Here is an 18,275-nt window from a genome sequence, read left to right as displayed (position 1 = left end):
AGCGTTCAGCCCCGCTTCCGAAGACGCGTTAGACTGTCCCGATGGAACAATGCCGTTATTGCCAGAGAATCCGCGATGAATGGGATTGCCACGGTGACGAATGCCGCCGGGCAATCGCCAAGGCGCTGCGCCGGCAGCGCGCGGGCCTGCCCATGGTGCCCGATCGCATCCGCAACGAACTGCCGTCCGGCGCGCCGACCCAGCAGGTGATCGCCGTGCTGTCGCGCCAGCGCCTGCGCGCGCGCCGCGGCAACGAGGAACGCCGGGAGCGCAAGGAAATCGACGACGACGTCTGATCCGGCCGCGCCGCAGTTCGCCCACCGCTTCTCCACCCGCGCCTTTCCCGCCGCGCACCCGTGCGGGCGTGCCGTCCGCGCCATGCGCATCCGCCTCCTCTCCCTTGCAAATCCGGCAACGTCGATTAGGGACGGAAGGCATTTATCTCGAAATTATTGTCCCGGCTGCAACGATCTTTCGCCAAAACTCACGTTTACCCTAGGTCGACCGGCGCCTACGATGTAATCAACCGCTTACGACATGGTGTCGAACGCGGAAAGCCAAAAACATCGGAGGTCATCATGAAATCGCTCGTTTCCGCAGTCGTTGCCGCTGTCGCCCTGTCCGCCTCGTTCGGCGCCTTCGCCCAAAGCACCGTGACCCGCGCTCAAGTGCGCAACGAACTGGTCCAGCTCGAAAGCGCCGGCTACAAGCCGAGCCAGTCGAGCCCGTATTACCCGGCCGACATCCAGGCCGCGCAAGCCCGCGTGCAGGGGGCCGACAACAGCGGCTACGGTGCGCAACCGGCCGCGACCGTCCAGGGTGGCGCACCGGCCGTCAAGGTGCAAAACGCGCGCGACTCGGTCTACTTCGGCCACTAAGCAAGCCTGCCGCTGCGCGCCTTCGCGCGCAGTCCGTATCCGCCACGAGCCCGTCTTGCGACGGGCTCGTGGCGTTTGCAACGCGCGGATCGGCGGCGGCCGTTACCGGCCGCCGCTCGACGCGACCCGGCCGGTCGCTTCGTCCGTCCCGCTGCTGGCGCCACTCCCGTTGCCCAGCAGTTCCTGATAGCGCACGAATGCGCGCTGCGAGGACGCCTTCGCCGCGTACATCGCCGCATCGGCCTTGACGAGCAGTTCCTCGGCCGACGCGCCGTCAGCCGGAAACTCGCTGACGCCGATACTCGCGCCGACCGCCACGCGCCGGTCGCCGAATTCCAGTTCCTCGTCCATCACGAGCTGGATGCGCGACGCGACCTCGCCGATCACCGCCGGCGAGCCCACGTCCGTAACCAGCACGATGAATTCGTCACCGCCGAGCCGCGCGACCATGTCGCCGCGACGCAGCACGAGGCTCAGCCGCTTGGCGACCGCGACGAGCGTGCGGTCGCCGGCCGAGTGTCCGTGCTGGTCGTTGATCTGCTTGAAGCGGTCGAGGTCGACGAACATCACGGCCAGCCCTTCGTGCATCGCCGCCGCACGCCGGATCGCGGCATCGAGATGCTCCATGAACAGCAGGCGATTCGGCAGCTCGGTCAGCGCATCGTGTCCGGCAAGGTGCGTGAGCTCCAGCTGCTTCGCTCGCAACATCGCGACCTGCGTGCGGATCTCGACACGCATGCTGTCGAAACAGCGCGCGAGCACGCCGATCTCGTCGGCACGCCCGACCGGCAACTGCTCGGTGGCCGGATCGTCGAACACGTGCGTCGCGGCGCGCGCGAGCGTCTGCAGCGGCCGCGTGATCGCACGCGCGAACAGGATCGCGAGGATCACCGCCATCAAGCTCGACACGAGCACCATCCGGACGATCCGCTCGCCGAGCATGCCCGCCGGCGACAACACGTCCGACAGCGGGCGCCCCATTCCGAGCACGACGAAGCGGTTGCCCTCGTCGTGCCCGAACGGCGTGCGCACGAACGCGAACATCTGCCCCGGCGCCGCGACGGGGTCGGCCAGCCCATTGAGGGTAACGTTAGTACGCGCGCTGTCGAACAGCGCACGCGTGACGGCGAAGCGGTCCTGCATCAACACGCGCCGGCCGCGATCGAAGCCGAACGTCTGCGCCGGATCGGGATGCACGAGGAAATCGCCCCACTCGTTCGCGAGGTACACCGCGTAGTCTTCCGGCAGATCACGTTCGAGCCGGTCGAACACGCGCGACAGCTCGACGTCGACAACGAGCGCCCCAACCGTCTGGCCCGACGCGTCGACGACCGGCGTGCCCACGCGCAGGATCGGCAGCCCTTCGGCCGCGTGCGACCCCGTCTCGTGGTTGATCACGATCGGCGACAGGTAGACATGGCCGGGCGCCGTTGCCAGCGTATCGAATACGTAGGAAAACTGACCTTTCTCCTGGAGCGCGCTGTCCGGCAGCACCACGATGCCATGCGCATCGCGATCGACGCGGATGCGTTCGAGTCCGAAATCCCCGCGCGCGATCAGGCGGATCTGCAGGTACTCCGGGTGATTTCTCATGAAGCTGTAGAACACCTGCTCGAGCCGCGCGCGTGGCGCGCCATCCCGGTTGTCGCCGCTCGAGACCCGTGCGCACGACGGCAACTGCGCGAGCACGAGCGCATCGTCCGAGACGTCGGACAGCACCGTGGTGAAGCGCTGCCCGAGCAGTTGCGTCGACATCAGCAGGCTGTGCTGCGCTTCCTGTACAAGCATCGCGCGGTTCGCGCGATACGCGTAATAGCCGGTCGTGCCGGACGCGATCACGCCGATGCAGGCGAACAGCACCGACAGTTTCGACGTGAGCCCGAGCCGGATCATTTTCCGAACCGCTCCGGCCGGTCGCCCGACACGATGCGGTTCCACAGCGATTCGCGCCGCGCGATGTCCTCCACGGGCTGGAGCCAGACGAGATGCTGGTGCCCGGTGTCGAGGCCCGGCGGTGGTGCGAGCGTGTTCGCGAGGCCCTGGCGCTCGGTCAGCAGCGCGCCGATCGCCGGCTCGAGCATGTAATTGATCCACGCGAACGCGAGCTCCGGATGTTGCGCGCCGCGCGTGACGGCCCAGCAGTCGAGCCACGCGAGCGCGCCCTCATCCGGGATCACGTAGCCGACGTCCGCGCCGGCACGTCGCAGCAGTTCGACCTGTTGCGTGCCGTAGTTGCCGAACATCAGTGCCGCGCGATGCCGGACGAACAACGCGGTCGCCTCTTCCGGAAGCGTGTAGTACGTCAGCAGGTTGCGGCGCAGGTCGATCAGCTTGTGCGTGACGGCGAGCGTCTGCGCGGGCGACAAGCGGAATGGATCGGGATAGCCGAGCGCCAGCGCCGTGAACGAAAAATTGTGCTGCGCGCTGTTGAAGTCGAGCACCTTGCCGCGGTAGCGCGGATTCCACAGCTCCCGCATCGAGTGCGGCGCGGCCGGCACCTGCTTGCGGTCGTAGATCAGCCCCATCGACGAATACGTGAACGGAATCGCATACGTGGCGCCCGCTTCGACGAGCCCGTCGATCGCCGCGAGTTGCTGGAAGTTCGGCAACTGCCGCCGCCGGTTCGGAATGCGCGACAGGTCGATCGGCGCGAGCAGGCGTTCGTGCGCATAGCGCTGGATCTCGGCCGTATTCGCGGCCAGTACGTCGTACGGCGGTGGCGCCGCGCTGCGCATGCGCGTCCACAGTGCTTCGTCGGAATCGACGAACGTCACTTCGACGCGCGCGTGAAATTGCGCCTCGAACGCACTGACGACATCGTCGTCCGCATAGCCGGGCCATGCGAGCACACGCAGCACGTTGTCGTTGACGGTTTCGGGAGAAGCGGCGAACGCCGGGGGAAGCACCGAGGCAAGTAAGCCCGCCGTCAAAATGACAAGCAGCCGGCGAGCGGCAATACGTACGCATGTACGCCTGCCTATTCCCCTGATCAATTGGACCCCGTGTGAATCGCCCGGCTGCATTCGACTGTCCTTTTTCGAGTCGATGCGATATCCCGCAACGAGACCATAAAACCTGCGGTCGCGCAATCGGAAGAAGCCGTACAAGGGGGACGCGCGCGCCGTTGCTCACCGCCGTATGACGGTAACGTTACGCCGGCCTGACTGCTCCGACGGAACGAGCGTCAGCGCCACGCCTGCGTGAATTCCGCGATCACGCGCGACAGGTGCGCACGCATCGCGTCGCGTGCCGCAGTGGCGTCGCGCGCCATGATCGCGGCGAAGATCCGCTGGTGATCTTCCTGCGACGCCTCGCGCAGCGCGGTCGAATGAAAATGCTCCTCGATCTTGTCCCACAGCGGATCGCTGCGCGCACAGTCCCACATCGCGGTGACCATGTGCAGCAGCACCGTGTTGCCGGTCGATTCCGCGATACGCAGGTGGAACTGGCGATCGGCCGCGTCGTACGCGACCTTGTCGTCCATCTGCTCGCGCATCGTCGTCAGCGAGAAAAACAGCCGGTCGAGATCCGCATCCTTGCGTTCGGTCGCCGCGAGCGCCGCGACTTCCGCCTCGATCAGCCCGCGTGCGCGCAGCGTCTCGATCGGCCCCGGGCCGCGCGGCACCTCGAACGTCACCGGCCGTGCGGCGTCGGCAGTCGATACATAGATGCCCGAACCGATCCGCACCTCGACGATCCCCTGCACCTCGAGCGCGATGATCGCCTCGCGCACCTGCGTGCGGCTCACGCCGAACTGGTCGGCCAGGCTGCGCTCGGACGGCAGCCGCGCGCCGGCCTCGAACGCGCCGGCGGCCACCATCGCGTGAATCTGTCGCGCAAGGCCGATATAGGAGCGGTCCGCGGCATCGGTATCGCGGCTGGCTGGCAGGCTGGAAAGATCGGTCATCGAAAGGCTCGCAACAGGCTGGCCGGCGCCGTCGCGGCGCCGGATCGCCAAAATGGTACACCAATTCCGGGCAGCCTCCGGTTCGGCATGGTGGCCGGTGTGCCGCAGGCCTTTCCTGTGATGCCCTGACAACCGGTTTCCATTCCGATAACTGGTAAACCACTATCCCACGTAACTGGCATACCAATCATAATCCGCACACCGGAGACGGGGCCGGCACGCTGCCGCCCGTCCGTCCGATGCCTCAACCGCCCGCCAGGAGCCGCTCCAGTGAAGATGTCTTTCCGTTGGTACGGCGAGTCCGATCCGGTCTCGCTGCAATACATCCGCCAGATCCCGGGCGTCACGCACATCGTGTCCGCGATCTACGACGAACCGGTGGGCGAAGTCTGGCCCGCGCACAAGATCGACGCGCTGAAGGCGACGATCGAGCGCGCCGGCCTGCAGTTCGAAGTCGTCGAGTCGGTACCGGTCCACGAGGACATCAAGCTCGGCAAGCCGGGCCGCGACCGCCTGATCGACCACTACCGTCAGACGATTCGCCATCTCGGCGCGGCCGGCGTGCGCGTCATTTGCTACAACTTCATGCCCGTGTTCGACTGGACGCGCACCGAGCTGTCGAAGACGCTCGACGACGGCTCGACCTGCCTCGCGTTCAGCACCGACGCGGTCGACCGGATCGATCCGGATGACGGCATCGCGCTGCCGGGCTGGGATTCGAGCTACCGGCCCGAACAGTTGAAGGCACTGCTCGCCGAGTATCGCGACGTCGACGAAGCGGCGCTGTGGGCGAATCTCGAATACTTCCTGAAGGCGATCATCCCCGCGGCCGAGGAAGCCGGCGTGAAGATGGCGATCCATCCCGACGATCCGCCGCGCCCGATCTTCGGGCTGCCGCGCATCGTGAAGAACCGCGACGATCTCGCGCGGATCGTGCGCATCGTCGACACGCCCGCGAACGGGCTGACGCTGTGCTCGGGCTCGCTCGGCGCGGGTCCGCAGAACGATGTCGAGGCACTCGTTCGCGAATTCGGCGCGATGGGCCGCATCCACTTCGCGCACATCCGCAACGTGAAGGTCGACGCGAACGGCGATTTCGAGGAAACCGCCCACCTGTCGAGCTGCGGCTCGCTCGACATCGCCGCGATCGTGAAGGCGTACCACGACACCGGCTTCACCGGCTACGTGCGCCCCGACCACGGCCGCATGATCTGGGGCGAGACGGGCAAGCCCGGCTACGGCCTCTACGACCGCGCGCTCGGCGCGGTCTACCTGAACGGCCTGTGGGAAGCGCTCGCGAAGTTCGACCGTACGCCGTCGCACGCCACGCGATAACCCGCCCATCGAGGCCGCCGGCGCTGCGGATCGCCGGCGGCCCGTCACGACATTCCGCGCGGAGACACCGCATGCCACGCATCCGATGGGCCATGATCCTCATGTGCTTCCTGGCCAACGTCATCAACTTCATCGACCGCGCGAACCTCGCGATCGCGGCGCCCAGCATCCGCGCCGACCTCGGCCTCGACGCGGTCGGCATGGGGCTGGTGCTGAGCGCATTCTTCTGGACCTACGCGTTCCTGCAACTGCCGGCAGGCTGGTTCATCGACAAGGTCGGCGTGCGCGTGAGCCTCGCGCTCGCCGTCGGCTGGTGGTCGATGTTCACCGTCGCGACGGGCGCCGCGCGCGGCCTTACGCAGCTCGTCGGCGTGCGGCTGATGCTCGGCGTCGGCGAAGCGGCCGCGATCCCGTCGTTCGCGAAGGTCGCGTTCAACTGGTTCCCGCGCAGCGAACGCGGGCTGGCGAGCAGCATCTTCGACAGCGGCTCGCGCGTCGGCTCCGCGCTGTCGCTGCCGCTCGTCGCGTGGCTGATCTCGATCGTCGGCTGGCGCGGGTCGTTCGTGATCACCGGCGGCATCGGCATCGTGTGGGCACTGGCGTGGTGGTTCATCTATCGCGACCCGGAACGCTATCGCGCGATCGCGCCCGACGCCGTCGATGCACTGCTCGCGCAGCGCGGCGCACCGACCGTTGCGGCCGCAACCGACGGCCCGAAGGTGTCGTGGCTCGACCTGTTCCGCTACCGCACCGTGTGGGGCATGATGATCGGCCTGTTCTGCCTGAACTTCGCGATCTACTTCTTCATCACGTGGTTCCCGAGCTACCTGCTGCAGTCGCGCGGCTTCTCGCTCGCGTCGCTCGGCACGTGGGGCATGCTGCCCGCGCTGCTCGCGATTCCCGGCGGCTGGCTCGGCGGCTACGTGTCGGACAGCCTGTTCCGCCGCGGCTGGAGCGCGACCGCCGCGCGCAAGACCTGCCTCGTGCTCGGCATGCTGCTGTCTTCGTCGATCGCGCTGTCGGCCGTCGTCGAGAACGTGTGGGCCTGCCTCGGCCTGTTCGCGCTGGCTTATGCGAGCCTGTCGTTCGCGGGCGCCAACGTGTGGACGCTCGTCGGCGAAGTCGCGCCGACGCCCGCGCATGTCGCATCGCTCGGCGGCATCCAGAACTTCGCGGGCAATCTCGCGGGGATCTTCATCACGACGTTCACGGGCGTGATGCTGTCGATCACGAAGGGCTCGTTCGTCGTGCCGCTCGCGGTGGCCGGTGTGTTGTGCGTCGTCGGTGCACTGTCGTACCTGTTCATCGTCGGCAAGGTCGAGCCGTTGCCGCCGCTGCGCGGCGGTGCAAACCCGCAGAACGTCGAGCCGAACGCGGCCTGACGCAGCCGGAAAGCGCGGCCGCCTCGCCTGCGCTTTCCTTTTCGGGCCGCGCATCGGACAATGAGCCGCGCCCGCCGGCGCGGCGCCACTCCGGCCCGTGCGTGGCGACGGCGCGCGCCACCCTCGCCGATGAAACGCTACGAAACCCTCGCCCACACGATCGCCGACGACATCCGCAACGGCAACCTCGCCGTCGGCACGCGCCTGCCGTCGCTGCGGCAGATCATCGCGCAGCACGGCGTGAGCCAGTCGACGGTGTTTCGCGCGTACTACCTGCTCGAGCAGTGGGGGCTGATCCGCGCGCGCGAACGCTCGGGCTACTACGTCGCGCCGGGCGCCACGCCGGCGGCAAGCCCGGCCGCCAGGCGCCGGGCAAGCCGTGCCGGCGCCACGCGCAAGGTCGACATCAGCAGCCTCGTGTTCTCCGTCCTCGACGCGGCCACGCAACCCGGCATCGTGCCGCTCGGCTCCGCGTTCCCGTCGCCGCAACTGTTTCCGCTGCCGCGTCTCGCGAAATCGCTCGCGCAGGCCACGCGACTCGTCAGCCCGTGGAGCACGGTCGTCGACCTGCCGCCCGGCAACGAGGCGCTGCGCCAGCAGATCGCGCGGCGCTATCTCGCGACGGGCATCTCGCAGCCGATCGACGAGATCGTCGTCACGAACGGCGCGCTCGAAGCGCTGAACCTGTGCCTGATGGCCGTCACGCGGCCCGGCGACGTCGTGGCCGTCGAAGCGCCCGGTTTCTATGCGGCGCTGCAGGCGATCGAGCGGCTCGACCTGCGCGCGGTCGAGATTCCCGTCGATCCGCGCACGGGCCTCGATCTCGACACGCTCGCGAACGCGCTCGACCGGCACGACATCCGCGCGTGCTGGTTCATGACGAACTTCCAGAATCCGACCGGCGTCACGCTGTCCGCCGAGAAAAAGCGCGCGCTCGTCGAGTTGCTCGCCGCGCGCGACGTGCCGCTGATCGAGGACGACGTGTACGGCGAACTGCACTTCGGCCCCGACTATCCGCTGCCCGCGCGTGCGTTCGATCGGCACGGCCTGGTGATGCATTGCAGCTCGTTCTCGAAGACGCTCGCGCCCGGCTACCGGATCGGCTGGGCCGCCGCCGGCCGGTTCGCGGAGAGGGTGCAGCGGCTCAAGCTGATGACGACGCTGTCGGCCAGCATTCCCGCGCAAGTCGGTATCGCGAACTATCTCGAGCACGGCGGTTACGATCGGCACCTGCGCAAGCTGCGCGGTGCGCTGCACACGCAGCTCGACCGGATGGACGACGCGCTGCGGCGCTGGTTGCCGGCCGGCGTCGAGTGGGTGCGGCCAGAAGGCGGCTATTTTCTGTGGCTCGCGTTTCCCGACGCGATCGACGCGATGGAGCTGCATCGCCAGGCAATCGCACGCGGGATCAGCTTCGCGCCGGGGCCGCTGTTTTCGGCCGCGCATGGCTTCGAACGTTGCGTGCGCGTGAACTTCGGCCATCCGTGGAGCCGCGACATCGAGCGCGCGATCCGCGTGCTCGGCGAGCTCGTCGCGCAGCCTTCCGTCCGCAAGGGCGGTTGAATCTCACCCGGTGCGCACCGCCTGCGTCACGGTGATGCGCGCAATCCGCACGCGGGTTACAGTGCTGATCCCGCCGCCGTTCACGATTGCCCATGAGTCAACTGCCCTACCTCGATCACGACGCGCTGTTGAAACTGACCGCTGAAGCCGCGCACATCACGCAGTCGTGCGTCTGCACGAAAACGCCGCTCGCGGGATGGACGACCCTGCCGCTGTCGCTGCAGGACGCGCAACTGACTGAAATCGCCACGCTCGCGCCGCCCGACGAGACGGAGCCGACCTACGCCGAATATCACCCGGCCGGCACACGCTACGCGTCGGACGACGCGCCGATCGCACTGCGCCATTTCCCGTACAACCGCTGCACCGTCAACCGCTGCCGCTCGTGCGGCCGCCTGTTCCTGCGCTACCAGGAAGGCGGCGGCTACTTCATCGACCAGCGCATCCGAGCGCTCGATCCGGCGCTCGTCGTCGACGCCCCCGCATAAACGCCCGCCACGGGCATGCACGCACGCATGCCCGGCCCGCGCCGGCGTCACGCCGGCCATCTGCTGCGCCCTTTTCGTTCCCATCTGCTGCTTGTCCCGCCCCATCGCGTTCCCTACGCTGTCTTCGGTTGCCTGACACCCGTCGCAACGTCTGTCCCGAGCCGCGCGCTCCGCGCCACGGCTCCTCTCGCGTATCACGTCATGTATCGATATACCGTTTTCGACCGGGCGCTCGTGCACAGCCGCGCCGCCCAGTTTCGCGACCAGCTCGAACGCTGGCAGCACGGCACGCTGAGCGAAGACGCATTCCGGCCGCTGCGCCTGCAGAACGGCTGGTATGTGCAGCGCCACGCGCCGATGCTGCGCGTGGCCGTCCCGTACGGCGAACTGTCGAGTGCGCAGCTGCGCGTGCTCGCGCGGATCGCGCGCGACTACGACGTGCCGGACGAGGCCACCTACCGCGCCGCAACCGACGCGCAGGCCTTGCTCGGCACGCTGCGGCTGCCGACCCGCAGCGCTCACTTCACGACACGCACCAACGTGCAGTTCAACTGGATTCCGCTCGACAAGGCCGCCGACGTGATGGACCTGCTCGCGACCGTCGACATGCACGGCATCCAGACGAGCGGCAACTGCATCCGCAATATCTCGTGCGACGAGCGCGCAGGCGTCGCGCCGGACGAGATCGCCGATCCGCGCCCGTTCGCCGAAGTGATGCGCCAGTGGACCACGCTGCACCCCGAGTTCGCATTCCTGCCGCGCAAGTTCAAGATCGCGATCACCGGCGCGACCGAAGATCGCGCGGCCACCGACTGGCACGACGTCGGGCTCAAGCTCGTGCACAACGATGCGGGCGAACTCGGCTTTCGCGTGAGCGTCGGCGGCGGGATGGGACGCACGCCGGTGATCGCGACGCTGCTGCGCGCGTTCCTGCCGTGGCAGCACGTGATGAACTACATCGAGGCGATCGTTCGCGTGTACAACCGCTACGGACGGCGCGACAACAAATACAAGGCGCGCATCAAGATCCTCGTGAAGACCGAGGGACAGCGCTATATCGACGACGTCGAGGAAGAGTTCCGCCAGATCGTCGATCACGACGGCGGGCTGCACACGATTGCCCAGGTCGAGTTGGACCGCGTCGCCGCATCGTTCGTCCCGCCGCGGCTCAAGCCGCGCACGGTCAGCCTGCGCGACGCGAACCTGCGCGTGTCCGCCCAGGCCGCACGCCATCCGGCCTTCGCGCGCTGGCTCGCACGCAATGTCGCCGACCACCGCGACCCGGCGCTGCGCATCGTCACGCTGTCGTTCAAGCGCCGCCTGCAGGCGCCGGGAGACGCGTCGCCCGACCAGCTCGACGCGCTCGCCGATCTCGCCGACCAGTTCTCGGCCGGCGAGGCGCGCGTCACCCACACGCAGAACGTCGTTCTGCCATGGGTGCACGTCGACGACCTGTTCCTGCTGTGGGAAAACGCGCGTGCGATCGGCCTGGCCAGCGCGAACGTCGGACTCCTGACGGACATGATCGCGTGCCCCGGCGGCGACTTCTGCGCGCTCGCGAATGCACGGTCGATCCCGATCGCCGATGCGATCGCCGAGCGCTTCCAGGATCTCGACATGCTGCACGACGTCGGCGACATCGACCTGCACATCAGCGGCTGCATCAACTCGTGCGGCCATCATCACAGCGGCCACCTCGGCATCCTCGGCGTCGACAAGGACGGCGCCGAGTGGTACCAGGTCACGCTCGGCGGATCGGACGGCTCGACCGCGAGCGGCCCCGCACGGCCGGGCAAGGTGATCGGCCCGTCGTTTTCGGCGGACGAGATCGTCGATGTCGTCGATGCGATCGTCAACGCGTATCTCGACGCGCGCATCGATGACGACGGCCGCAGCGAACGATTCATCGACACCGTCCGCCGCATCGGCACGGAACCCTTCAAGGCGGCCGCGAACGACGCGCGCCATCAGGTGGAGCAAGCATGAAGCAGGCGCATCCGACCACACGCATCCGGCTGCTGACGCCGGCCGAGCACGCCGGCGACACGCAGCGGAACGACGACGCGACGCTGACGATCGGCAACGAAGAGGAGCTGCCGCCGCTCGCCGAACACATCGCGCGGGCTGCGCGCATCGACCTGGCGTTTCCGTCGTTCACCGATGGGCGTGCGTACAGCCAGGCGTACCTGCTGCGCAAGCGCTACGGCTTCGCCGGCGACCTGCGCGCGACCGGCGAGGTGCTGGTCGACCAGCTGCTGCTGATGGAACGCACGGGATTCTCGAGCGCGGTGCTCGGCGACGGCACCGACATCGCTGCCGCGCGGCGCCAGCTCGACCGGTTCACGGGCTTCTACCAGCACGATGCGCGAACGGCAACGCCTGCCGGAAAATGAAACGGGCGGCCCGCAGGCCGCCCGTACGATGAACCGGATGCTGCCGGCCCGCGCCCGCCGCAAAGCGGGCGCCGGCGTTCAGCGCGCCGCGACCGGCTTGCCGAACGCGCCGAGGATCTTCTTCTCGAGCGCGATGTAGTCTCGGCCGAAGTGGTGATCGCCCTGCGTCTTGATCACGTCGGCGCCCGTATTCACGAGCGCCGGACACATCGTGTCCTTCTCTTCCGCGCCGTAGAAGCACTGCACGAGCTGCGGCGGCACCTTCGCGATTTCCGGCGCGACCTTCAGCGCCCTGTCGCTCGCGGGCATGCCGAGCCAGCCCGTCACGCGGATCTGGAAATCGGCAGCCGGCGCGAAGCCGAGCAGCGACATCACGGCGACCTTGTCGCGCAAATCGGCAGGCAGCCGGTTGTACGCGAACGGCATCACGTCCGCACCGAACGAGTAGCCGACCAGCGCCACGCGATTCGCATGCCAGCGCGCCATGTAGGTGCGCATCACCCGCGCGAGATCGCGGCTCACCTGCGCCGGCGGCTTCTCGCTCCAGAAATAGCGCAGGCTGTCGATGCCGACCACCGACACGCCGTCGCGCTGCAGCGCCTCGGCGATCGTCTTGTCGAGATCGCGCCAGCCGCCGTCACCCGAGATCACGATCGCGAGCTGGCCGTTGCCGCCCTTGGCCGGCAACTCGACGAGCGGCAGGTCCGACACGTCGAGTTCGTCGCCGCTGGTGGTGTCCCGCAGATGCGACGTGACGAGCGACACGAGCTTCGTGGAATCGCCCGTGGCCGCCGTTTCGACGAAGCCCGGCATCGCGCGGCGCACGATCGTCGGATCGGGCGGGCATGGCTTGAAGCGCGGATCGAGCTTGGCGGCCGGATCGACCGAGACGACACCGGCGATCGTGTTCTCCGGCGCCATCGACAGGATCTGCTTCGCGATCGCGCCCCCCTGGCCCACGCCCGCGACGATCGGCGTGAAATAGCGCGACGACTGTGCAAGGCGTTCGAGCTGGTGGCTGACCGCTTCGGCGTCGCCGTCGAGGTGGTGGCAGGCCTCCTGCTTCGCGGCGAGATTCATCGCATAACGCTCCGAATCGACACCGACCGTCATCGCACCGGCCTTCGCGAGCGCGTCGGCAGCCTGCTGGTCGGCCGCATTCCAGCCGGCCTCGCGCGAGAACAGCACGACGAAGCCACGCAGCGCCCCGCCGGGTTTGGTCACGGTCACGGGCCCGTAGCGGCCGCCCGATACGGTTTCGGCCTTCACTGCGGCTGGCTGCGTAGCGCACGCGGCGCCGGCCAGCATCATTCCCGCGCAGGCGGCTGCCGCCCGCGCGATTCCCTTCGTCAACATCATGAACGCCGACCTCCAGCCAGCAATGACAGATCCGCCAGCGTGACGAACACGCCGACCGTGCCCGAGGCCGCGAGGTAACGCGGCTCCCAGTGCGGTTCGAACTTGCTCTTGAATGCGCGCAAGCCGCGGAAGTTGTAGAAGCGGCCGCCGAAGCGCCAGACCATCAGGCCGATCCGGTGCAACGGCGACGGCATCTTCGCCGCCCCCATCCCCGAGAACGGTGCGATACCCAGGCTCAGCTTGCGGAAGCCCGCTTCCTTCAGATGCAGCGCGAGCTGCGTAAACAGATATTCCATCGCGTACGGCGACGCGTCCGGCAGATGGCGCATCACGCCGACCGTCGCCTCGGTGTTGAGGTCGGTCGTCATGAACGTGACGAACGCGATCGGCTTGTCGGCCTGCCGCACCAGCATCACCGACTGCGTCGCCAGATAGCCGTCGTGGAACGCGGCGACCGAGAAGCTCTTCTCGCGCGCGTCGCGGCTGTCGAGCCAGCCGTCCGAGATGTCGCGCAGCGCCGGCAGCGCGGCCGGCACGTCGCTCGGTGCGATCACTTCGACCGTCAGCGCGTCCTTGTCGCCGCGGCGCAGCGCGTAGCGCAGGTGTGACCGGTTCGACCCCTTCAGGTCGAAGCGGTCGAGCGCGATATGCGCTTCCTCGCCGAGCTTCATCAGCGTGAGCCCCGCGTCGAGATACAGCGGCAGCGCGTTCGCGCGCACCTGGTAGAACGCCGCACGGCCGCTATGCGCGTGCGCGAGCGCGATGAACTTGCTGATCAGCGCCGGCCACTCCTCGCGCGGCCCGACCGGGTCGTGCAGCGCGGCCCACGTGCGGCCGTTCTTCGCATACATCAGGAAGGCCTGGCGGGACTCCGAGAACAGGAACGACTTGTCGCCCATCAGCGCGAGGCCCGCATCGCTGCACTCCTGCGCGCGGATGATCCGTTCGGCATCCGACAGATCCTGCTCCGCAGGCTTCACGAAACGGCCGGGCGCCGGGCGCAGCAGTTGCCACAGCGCGAACAGCGCGACGAACACGCCAGCGGCGAGCGTCGCGCGCAGCGCCCGCGGCGCGCGCGCGTCGAACGAGAAATGCGACCACAGCTCGCGCGTGTACGGCACGTCGCGGAACGCGAAGAACAGCACCCACACGGCCAGCATCAGCACCATCGCCACCGACACGAACCAGCTCACCGTGAAGCGCTCGGCCAGCAGCGACGAATGGCGGTTGAAGCGGCGACGGCTGACGAGCAGCAGCACCAGCAGCGTGCCGAGCACGCCTGCCTCGACGAACGCGAGGCCCTTCGCCAGCGACAGCGCGAGGCTGGCGAGCGTCAACGCGAAAGTCATCCACCATGCGCCGTCGAGGCGGCGCAGCAACCCGCGCGCGACGAACAGCAGCGCCACGCCGAGCACGCTGCAGATCACCTGCGAGCCTTCGAGCACCCACAGCGGCACGAGGTGGCGCAGGATCGCGATCCGGTGCCAGAACGCGGGCGTCGCGCTCGAGATCACCAGCATCCCGCCGACCGCGAACGTCACGAGGCTCAGGAACACCGGCGCGAGCTGCGACACGCGCACGGCCTGCCGCGTCACGAGCCGGCGCCGCAGCGCACGGCCCTCGAAACCGGCCAGCAGGCCGGCCGACAGCACGAGCGGCACGCCGAAATAAATCGCGCGATACGCGATCAGCGCGGCCACCATCGCGTGCGGCGGCACTTCGCGGCCAAGCGTGAAGACCATCGCGGCTTCGAACACGCCGATCCCGCCCGGCGTATGGCCGATCATCCCGAGCAGCAACGCGGCGGCGTAAACCGTAATGAAGGTCGGGAAGCCGACCGGCGCGGCCGGCAGCAGCACCCAAAGCGTCAGGCCCGCCGCGACGACGTCGAGCACCGCATAGACGACCTGCGCGACGAGATCGCGCCGCGCCGGCACGTCGAACGACAGCCACTTGAAGCGCGTGACGACCGGGCGGGCGGTATTGCCGCACATCACGACCATCGCGGCCAGCACCACGAGCAGCGCGGCACCGGTCCACGTGAGCACGCCAGGCGCGACGTGCAGCATCGCGGCAAGCGCCTCCGGCACGCAGACCATGCCGATCGCCGTCATCCACACCATCGCGAGCGCCAGCGTGCCGCTCGTGAACACCGTCATCCGGCCGATCTGCGCGGGCGTGACACCCGATACGCCATACACGCGTGCGCGCACCGCGCCGCCCGTCAGCGCGCCGAAGCCGGTCGCGTTACCGAGCGCGGACCCGGCGATCGCGCCGATCCACAGAGCGACGCGCGGCACCTTAGCGGCGACATAGCGCAGGCCGACCGCGTCGCGGGCGACGAGTGCGAGATAGCTGAGGGCCGTCGCGGCCAGCGAAGCGCCCCACTCGCCGGCGGACATGTGACGCAGCTGGCGGATCACCGACCGGTAGTCGACGGATTCCGACAGGTGCTGGAAAACCACGATCAGCAGCAGGCCGATGCCGAGCGCGAGCAGCGGCGACAGCACGCGCTCGTTGCGGATCAGCGCCCGGGCACGGGCGATCACCGCCGCGGCACGGCCGGGCGAACCAGAGTGGCGGGAAGACATAAGTTGTTCAGTGGTGGTGCATAGCGTGTCGCGGCGCGGGTTGGCCGGGCGGCGACGTATCTGTGGTTGTTCTGCGTGGGCGGCCGGCCGAAGACGGGCTCGGAGGCGCCTGGGTCAGAACTTACGAGTATACGGAATTTATATTACAGAATCTTTCACGCCGGCTTTGTGCGGATTTGTGGTATCTCGTCCATCAAAATCGCATAAAGAGACAAGGCGTCCTGCAACGCAAGGTGCGCATCATACCGGGAACCAGGACGGTTTTTTCATGTGATGAATGACTTGTGATGCATTTGGGAAAAAATCGCCGGGCGCGCCCGCGCGGACAGGGACAAATACGCAACGCCGCGCGGCTTTTCGGGACGGGAGGCGCCGACCTCGGGCAAGCACCCCGCTTTCCGTCACTTCGCCCGCTCATGCGCCCCCAACCCGATCGCCTTGTAGTCGTACGTCGGATAGAACTCCGTCCGGTATGCGCCCCACGCCGTATCCTCGAGCACGCGATTGACCTCGCGCAGCCGCGACGCCGGCAGCCGCAGCACGACGATCTGCCCGATTCCCATCGTCACGGTCCAGCTCACGACTTCGACGCCCGGCGGCGGAAACGCCTTGTAGAACCCCTGCTTCGCGAGTTGCGCATTCAGCTCGGCGAGCGGGCGCGACTGGTCGTGCTTGAGGAAAACGGTCAGCAGCACCGCATTGTCGGGCGTCGCGGCAGCCGAGCCCGCCGGCACGGTCGAAGTCTGGCCGACGGCCGGGGCGCTGCAGATCGCAGCACCGGCCAACACTGCAGCAATGGCAAAGGTTCGAATCGGGAAATCCGGGCGTGCCTTCATGACGCAACTCCTTGGCTTCGTGGCTGGAGTCGCCATCATGCGCCGCCGGCCCCAATGCTGCAGTCGGCAGGCCGCTGCGCCTACGCGTCGTCCGCGCCTTCGCGCTCACGCAGCACGTCGATGAACGCCCGCAGCTTGGCCGGCACGTGCTTGCGATTGACGTAGTACAGCCACATCGGCGGGAGCCTGCGGCACGCGCCGGGCAGCACCTCGACGAGCGTGCCGTCGCGCAAGTCCTGCTCGATCCGCTCGCGCATGAACGCGAACGCGATACCGACACCCGCACGCGCCGCGTCGATCACCCCGTCGGCATCGTTCGTCACGAACACGCCGTCCGGATCGAGATCGACGTCGCGCTGCCCGTCGCGCAACAGCCATTTGTGCAGGCGCCCGCTCTCCGAGAACCGGAATCGGATACACGCATGCCGCTCGAGCCCGGCAATCGACGCCGGCACGCCATACCGCGCCAGATAGCCGGGCGACGCCACCAGCGCACACGTCAGCGCCGGCGCGATCCGCACGCCGATCATGCCCGGCTGCAACCTGTCGGCCAGGCGAATTCCCGCATCGAACCCGTCCTTCGCGATATCGACCAGCTCGTTTTCGTAGCGGATCTCGAGCCGGACTTTCGGATAGCGTTCGCGGAACGTGGCGAGCACCGGCGCGATCACGAGCGCTCGCGCCAGCGGTAACGCGGTCACGCGCAACAACCCGCTCGGCTCGCTGCGCGCATCCTTCAGTTCGTCGCGTGCCTGCATGACCTGCCGGTACGCGGGCTCGGTCTGCCGCCAGTAGCGCTGGCCGGCTTCCGTGAGGCTCACGCCGCGCGTGCTGCGGTTGAACAGCTTCACGTTCAGCTCGCCTTCGAGCTGGCCGATCGCCAGGCTGACGGCGGCCGGCGTCAGGCCGAGGGCAGCCGCGGCGCGGGTGAAGTTGCCGGCCGTCGCGACGGTCATGAACACGTGCAGCCCGGCCATTGGATCGCGTCTGCTCATCGTCTTCCCGTCATTAAAAAAACTTGAAACTCCTTCGAGCGGAATGCGGATTCTCCCATATACCGCCACCGCCTACACTGGCGCTGTCGTCCCACCGGAGCCTCGCATGGACCCGCTCACCGCCGCACTGCCGCTCACCGTCGCCCGCCGCACGATCGACGCGGCGCTGGCGCATGCCGCATCGCTGCAGGTCGCCGGCATCGCCGTCGCGATCGTCGATGCCGGCGCGAACCTGCTCGCGTTCGCGCGCACCGACGACTGCTTTCTCGGTGCGATCGATCTCGCGCAACGCAAGGCGCTGACGGCGATCCGCTTCCGCGCCTCGACCGGCGCACTCGGTGCGATGTCGGGCGATGGCCCGCTGCGCGGCATCGAGCACAGCCACGGCGGGCTCGTCACGTTCGGCGGCGGCGAACCACTCGTCGACAGCGACGGGCGCTGCGTCGGCGCGATCGGCGTCTCGGGCGGCAGCGTCGACGAAGACACCGCGATCGCGCAGCACTGCCGCGACCGCTTTCCGGCAACGTTCCACTTCACAAGGTAAGCAC

General features: G+C 68.0%; 16 protein-coding genes. 9 read left to right on the top strand and 7 right to left on the bottom strand.

Annotated elements, in window-relative coordinates; genetic code table 11:
- Positions 1 to 41 precede the first annotated feature (41 nt).
- Complete coding sequence (locus tag C5O79_RS23645; protein WP_027791787.1) at positions 42 to 296, top strand: hypothetical protein; 255 nt, start codon at positions 42 to 44, stop codon at positions 294 to 296.
- 282 nt (positions 297 to 578) lie between these two features.
- Positions 579 to 878 (top strand): DUF4148 domain-containing protein, encoded by a 300-nt coding sequence (locus C5O79_RS23640; protein WP_122476032.1) that lies wholly within the window; start codon positions 579 to 581, stop codon positions 876 to 878.
- A 102-nt stretch (positions 879 to 980) separates the two neighbouring features.
- Here C5O79_RS23640 and C5O79_RS23635 read toward each other — a convergent pair whose 3' ends face one another.
- From C5O79_RS23635 to C5O79_RS23625, 3 genes are all read right to left on the bottom strand, one after another.
- A complete protein-coding gene (locus C5O79_RS23635; RefSeq protein WP_122476034.1) occupies positions 981 to 2,771 on the bottom strand; it encodes a GGDEF domain-containing protein in 1,791 nt (596 codons plus the stop codon).
- On the bottom strand, positions 2,768 to 3,901 hold the full coding sequence (locus tag C5O79_RS23630) for an extracellular solute-binding protein (RefSeq protein ID WP_122476037.1): 1,134 nt from the start codon (positions 3,899 to 3,901) through the stop codon (positions 2,768 to 2,770). The genes C5O79_RS23635 and C5O79_RS23630 overlap by 4 nt, the downstream gene beginning before the upstream one ends.
- 161 nt (positions 3,902 to 4,062) lie before the next feature.
- A complete protein-coding gene (locus C5O79_RS23625) occupies positions 4,063 to 4,785 on the bottom strand; it encodes a FadR/GntR family transcriptional regulator (RefSeq protein ID WP_122477454.1) in 723 nt (240 codons plus the stop codon).
- Between the two features lie 270 nt (positions 4,786 to 5,055).
- Between C5O79_RS23625 and uxuA the strand changes: the two genes are divergently transcribed.
- The 6 genes from uxuA to C5O79_RS23595 all read left to right on the top strand — a co-directional run bounded on the left by uxuA (position 5,056) and on the right by C5O79_RS23595 (position 11,946).
- Complete coding sequence (gene uxuA / locus C5O79_RS23620; RefSeq protein WP_174242148.1) at positions 5,056 to 6,120, top strand: mannonate dehydratase; 1,065 nt, start codon at positions 5,056 to 5,058, stop codon at positions 6,118 to 6,120.
- A gap of 71 nt (positions 6,121 to 6,191) precedes the next feature.
- On the top strand, positions 6,192 to 7,502 hold the full coding sequence (locus tag C5O79_RS23615) for an MFS transporter (RefSeq protein WP_122476039.1): 1,311 nt from the start codon (positions 6,192 to 6,194) through the stop codon (positions 7,500 to 7,502).
- 129 nt (positions 7,503 to 7,631) lie between these two features.
- Positions 7,632 to 9,065: a PLP-dependent aminotransferase family protein gene (locus C5O79_RS23610; RefSeq protein ID WP_122476041.1), complete on the top strand. Its 1,434-nt coding sequence runs from the start codon at positions 7,632 to 7,634 to the stop codon at positions 9,063 to 9,065.
- Positions 9,066 to 9,157: 92 nt separating this feature from the next.
- A complete protein-coding gene (locus C5O79_RS23605) occupies positions 9,158 to 9,553 on the top strand; it encodes a hypothetical protein (protein WP_122476044.1) in 396 nt (131 codons plus the stop codon).
- A gap of 201 nt (positions 9,554 to 9,754) precedes the next feature.
- Complete coding sequence (locus C5O79_RS23600) at positions 9,755 to 11,539, top strand: nitrite/sulfite reductase (RefSeq protein ID WP_122476046.1); 1,785 nt, start codon at positions 9,755 to 9,757, stop codon at positions 11,537 to 11,539.
- Positions 11,536 to 11,946, top strand: a complete 411-nt coding sequence (locus C5O79_RS23595) for a DUF934 domain-containing protein (RefSeq protein ID WP_047849850.1) — start codon at positions 11,536 to 11,538, stop codon at positions 11,944 to 11,946. The genes C5O79_RS23600 and C5O79_RS23595 overlap by 4 nt, the downstream gene beginning before the upstream one ends.
- 78 nt (positions 11,947 to 12,024) lie before the next feature.
- Here the strand turns inward: C5O79_RS23595 and C5O79_RS23590 are convergent, their stop codons facing one another.
- The 4 genes from C5O79_RS23590 to C5O79_RS23575 form a co-directional block, all read right to left on the bottom strand.
- Positions 12,025 to 13,305: an AcvB/VirJ family lysyl-phosphatidylglycerol hydrolase gene (locus C5O79_RS23590; protein ID WP_122476049.1), complete on the bottom strand. Its 1,281-nt coding sequence runs from the start codon at positions 13,303 to 13,305 to the stop codon at positions 12,025 to 12,027.
- On the bottom strand, positions 13,302 to 15,896 hold the full coding sequence (gene mprF / locus C5O79_RS23585) for a bifunctional lysylphosphatidylglycerol flippase/synthetase MprF (protein ID WP_047849848.1): 2,595 nt from the start codon (positions 15,894 to 15,896) through the stop codon (positions 13,302 to 13,304). Before mprF ends, C5O79_RS23590 begins: the two co-directional genes overlap by 4 nt.
- 401 nt (positions 15,897 to 16,297) lie before the next feature.
- Positions 16,298 to 16,732 (bottom strand): hypothetical protein, encoded by a 435-nt coding sequence (locus C5O79_RS23580; protein ID WP_122476051.1) that lies wholly within the window; start codon positions 16,730 to 16,732, stop codon positions 16,298 to 16,300.
- Between the two features lie 80 nt (positions 16,733 to 16,812).
- Positions 16,813 to 17,727, bottom strand: a complete 915-nt coding sequence (locus tag C5O79_RS23575) for a LysR substrate-binding domain-containing protein (RefSeq protein ID WP_122476054.1) — start codon at positions 17,725 to 17,727, stop codon at positions 16,813 to 16,815.
- Between the two features lie 106 nt (positions 17,728 to 17,833).
- On the opposite strand from C5O79_RS23575, the gene C5O79_RS23570 reads away from it, so the two are divergent.
- Entirely contained in the window at positions 17,834 to 18,271 is a 438-nt protein-coding gene (locus tag C5O79_RS23570) for a heme-binding protein (RefSeq protein WP_122476056.1), read from the top strand.
- Positions 18,272 to 18,275: the final 4 nt, after the last annotated feature.

This window comes from Burkholderia sp. SRS-25 (assembly GCF_004343765.1).
Lineage (GTDB): Bacteria > Pseudomonadota > Gammaproteobacteria > Burkholderiales > Burkholderiaceae > Burkholderia > Burkholderia contaminans.
Note: the sequence above shows the minus strand (reverse complement) of the source record. Positions and strands in the feature narration are given on the sequence as shown.

Bases quoted from the DNA above. Each gene is read 5' to 3' on its own strand.
- C5O79_RS23635 (WP_122476034.1), bottom strand. From the start codon at position 2,771: ATGATCCGGCTCGGGCTCACGTCGAAACTGTCGGTGCTGTTCGCCTGC.
- mprF (WP_047849848.1), bottom strand. From the start codon at position 15,896: ATGTCTTCCCGCCACTCTGGTTCGCCCGGCCGTGCCGCGGCGGTGATC.
- C5O79_RS23595 (WP_047849850.1), top strand. From the start codon at position 11,536: ATGAAGCAGGCGCATCCGACCACACGCATCCGGCTGCTGACGCCGGCC.
- C5O79_RS23640 (WP_122476032.1), top strand. From the start codon at position 579: ATGAAATCGCTCGTTTCCGCAGTCGTTGCCGCTGTCGCCCTGTCCGCC.
- C5O79_RS23600 (WP_122476046.1), top strand. From the start codon at position 9,755: ATGTATCGATATACCGTTTTCGACCGGGCGCTCGTGCACAGCCGCGCC.
- C5O79_RS23630 (WP_122476037.1), bottom strand. From the start codon at position 3,901: ATGCAGCCGGGCGATTCACACGGGGTCCAATTGATCAGGGGAATAGGC.
- C5O79_RS23615 (WP_122476039.1), top strand. From the start codon at position 6,192: ATGCCACGCATCCGATGGGCCATGATCCTCATGTGCTTCCTGGCCAAC.
- C5O79_RS23580 (WP_122476051.1), bottom strand. From the start codon at position 16,732: ATGAAGGCACGCCCGGATTTCCCGATTCGAACCTTTGCCATTGCTGCA.
- C5O79_RS23610 (WP_122476041.1), top strand. From the start codon at position 7,632: ATGAAACGCTACGAAACCCTCGCCCACACGATCGCCGACGACATCCGC.
- C5O79_RS23590 (WP_122476049.1), bottom strand. From the start codon at position 13,305: ATGATGTTGACGAAGGGAATCGCGCGGGCGGCAGCCGCCTGCGCGGGA.
- C5O79_RS23575 (WP_122476054.1), bottom strand. From the start codon at position 17,727: ATGAGCAGACGCGATCCAATGGCCGGGCTGCACGTGTTCATGACCGTC.
- C5O79_RS23625 (WP_122477454.1), bottom strand. From the start codon at position 4,785: ATGACCGATCTTTCCAGCCTGCCAGCCAGCCGCGATACCGATGCCGCG.
- C5O79_RS23570 (WP_122476056.1), top strand. From the start codon at position 17,834: ATGGACCCGCTCACCGCCGCACTGCCGCTCACCGTCGCCCGCCGCACG.
- C5O79_RS23645 (WP_027791787.1), top strand. From the start codon at position 42: ATGGAACAATGCCGTTATTGCCAGAGAATCCGCGATGAATGGGATTGC.
- C5O79_RS23605 (WP_122476044.1), top strand. From the start codon at position 9,158: ATGAGTCAACTGCCCTACCTCGATCACGACGCGCTGTTGAAACTGACC.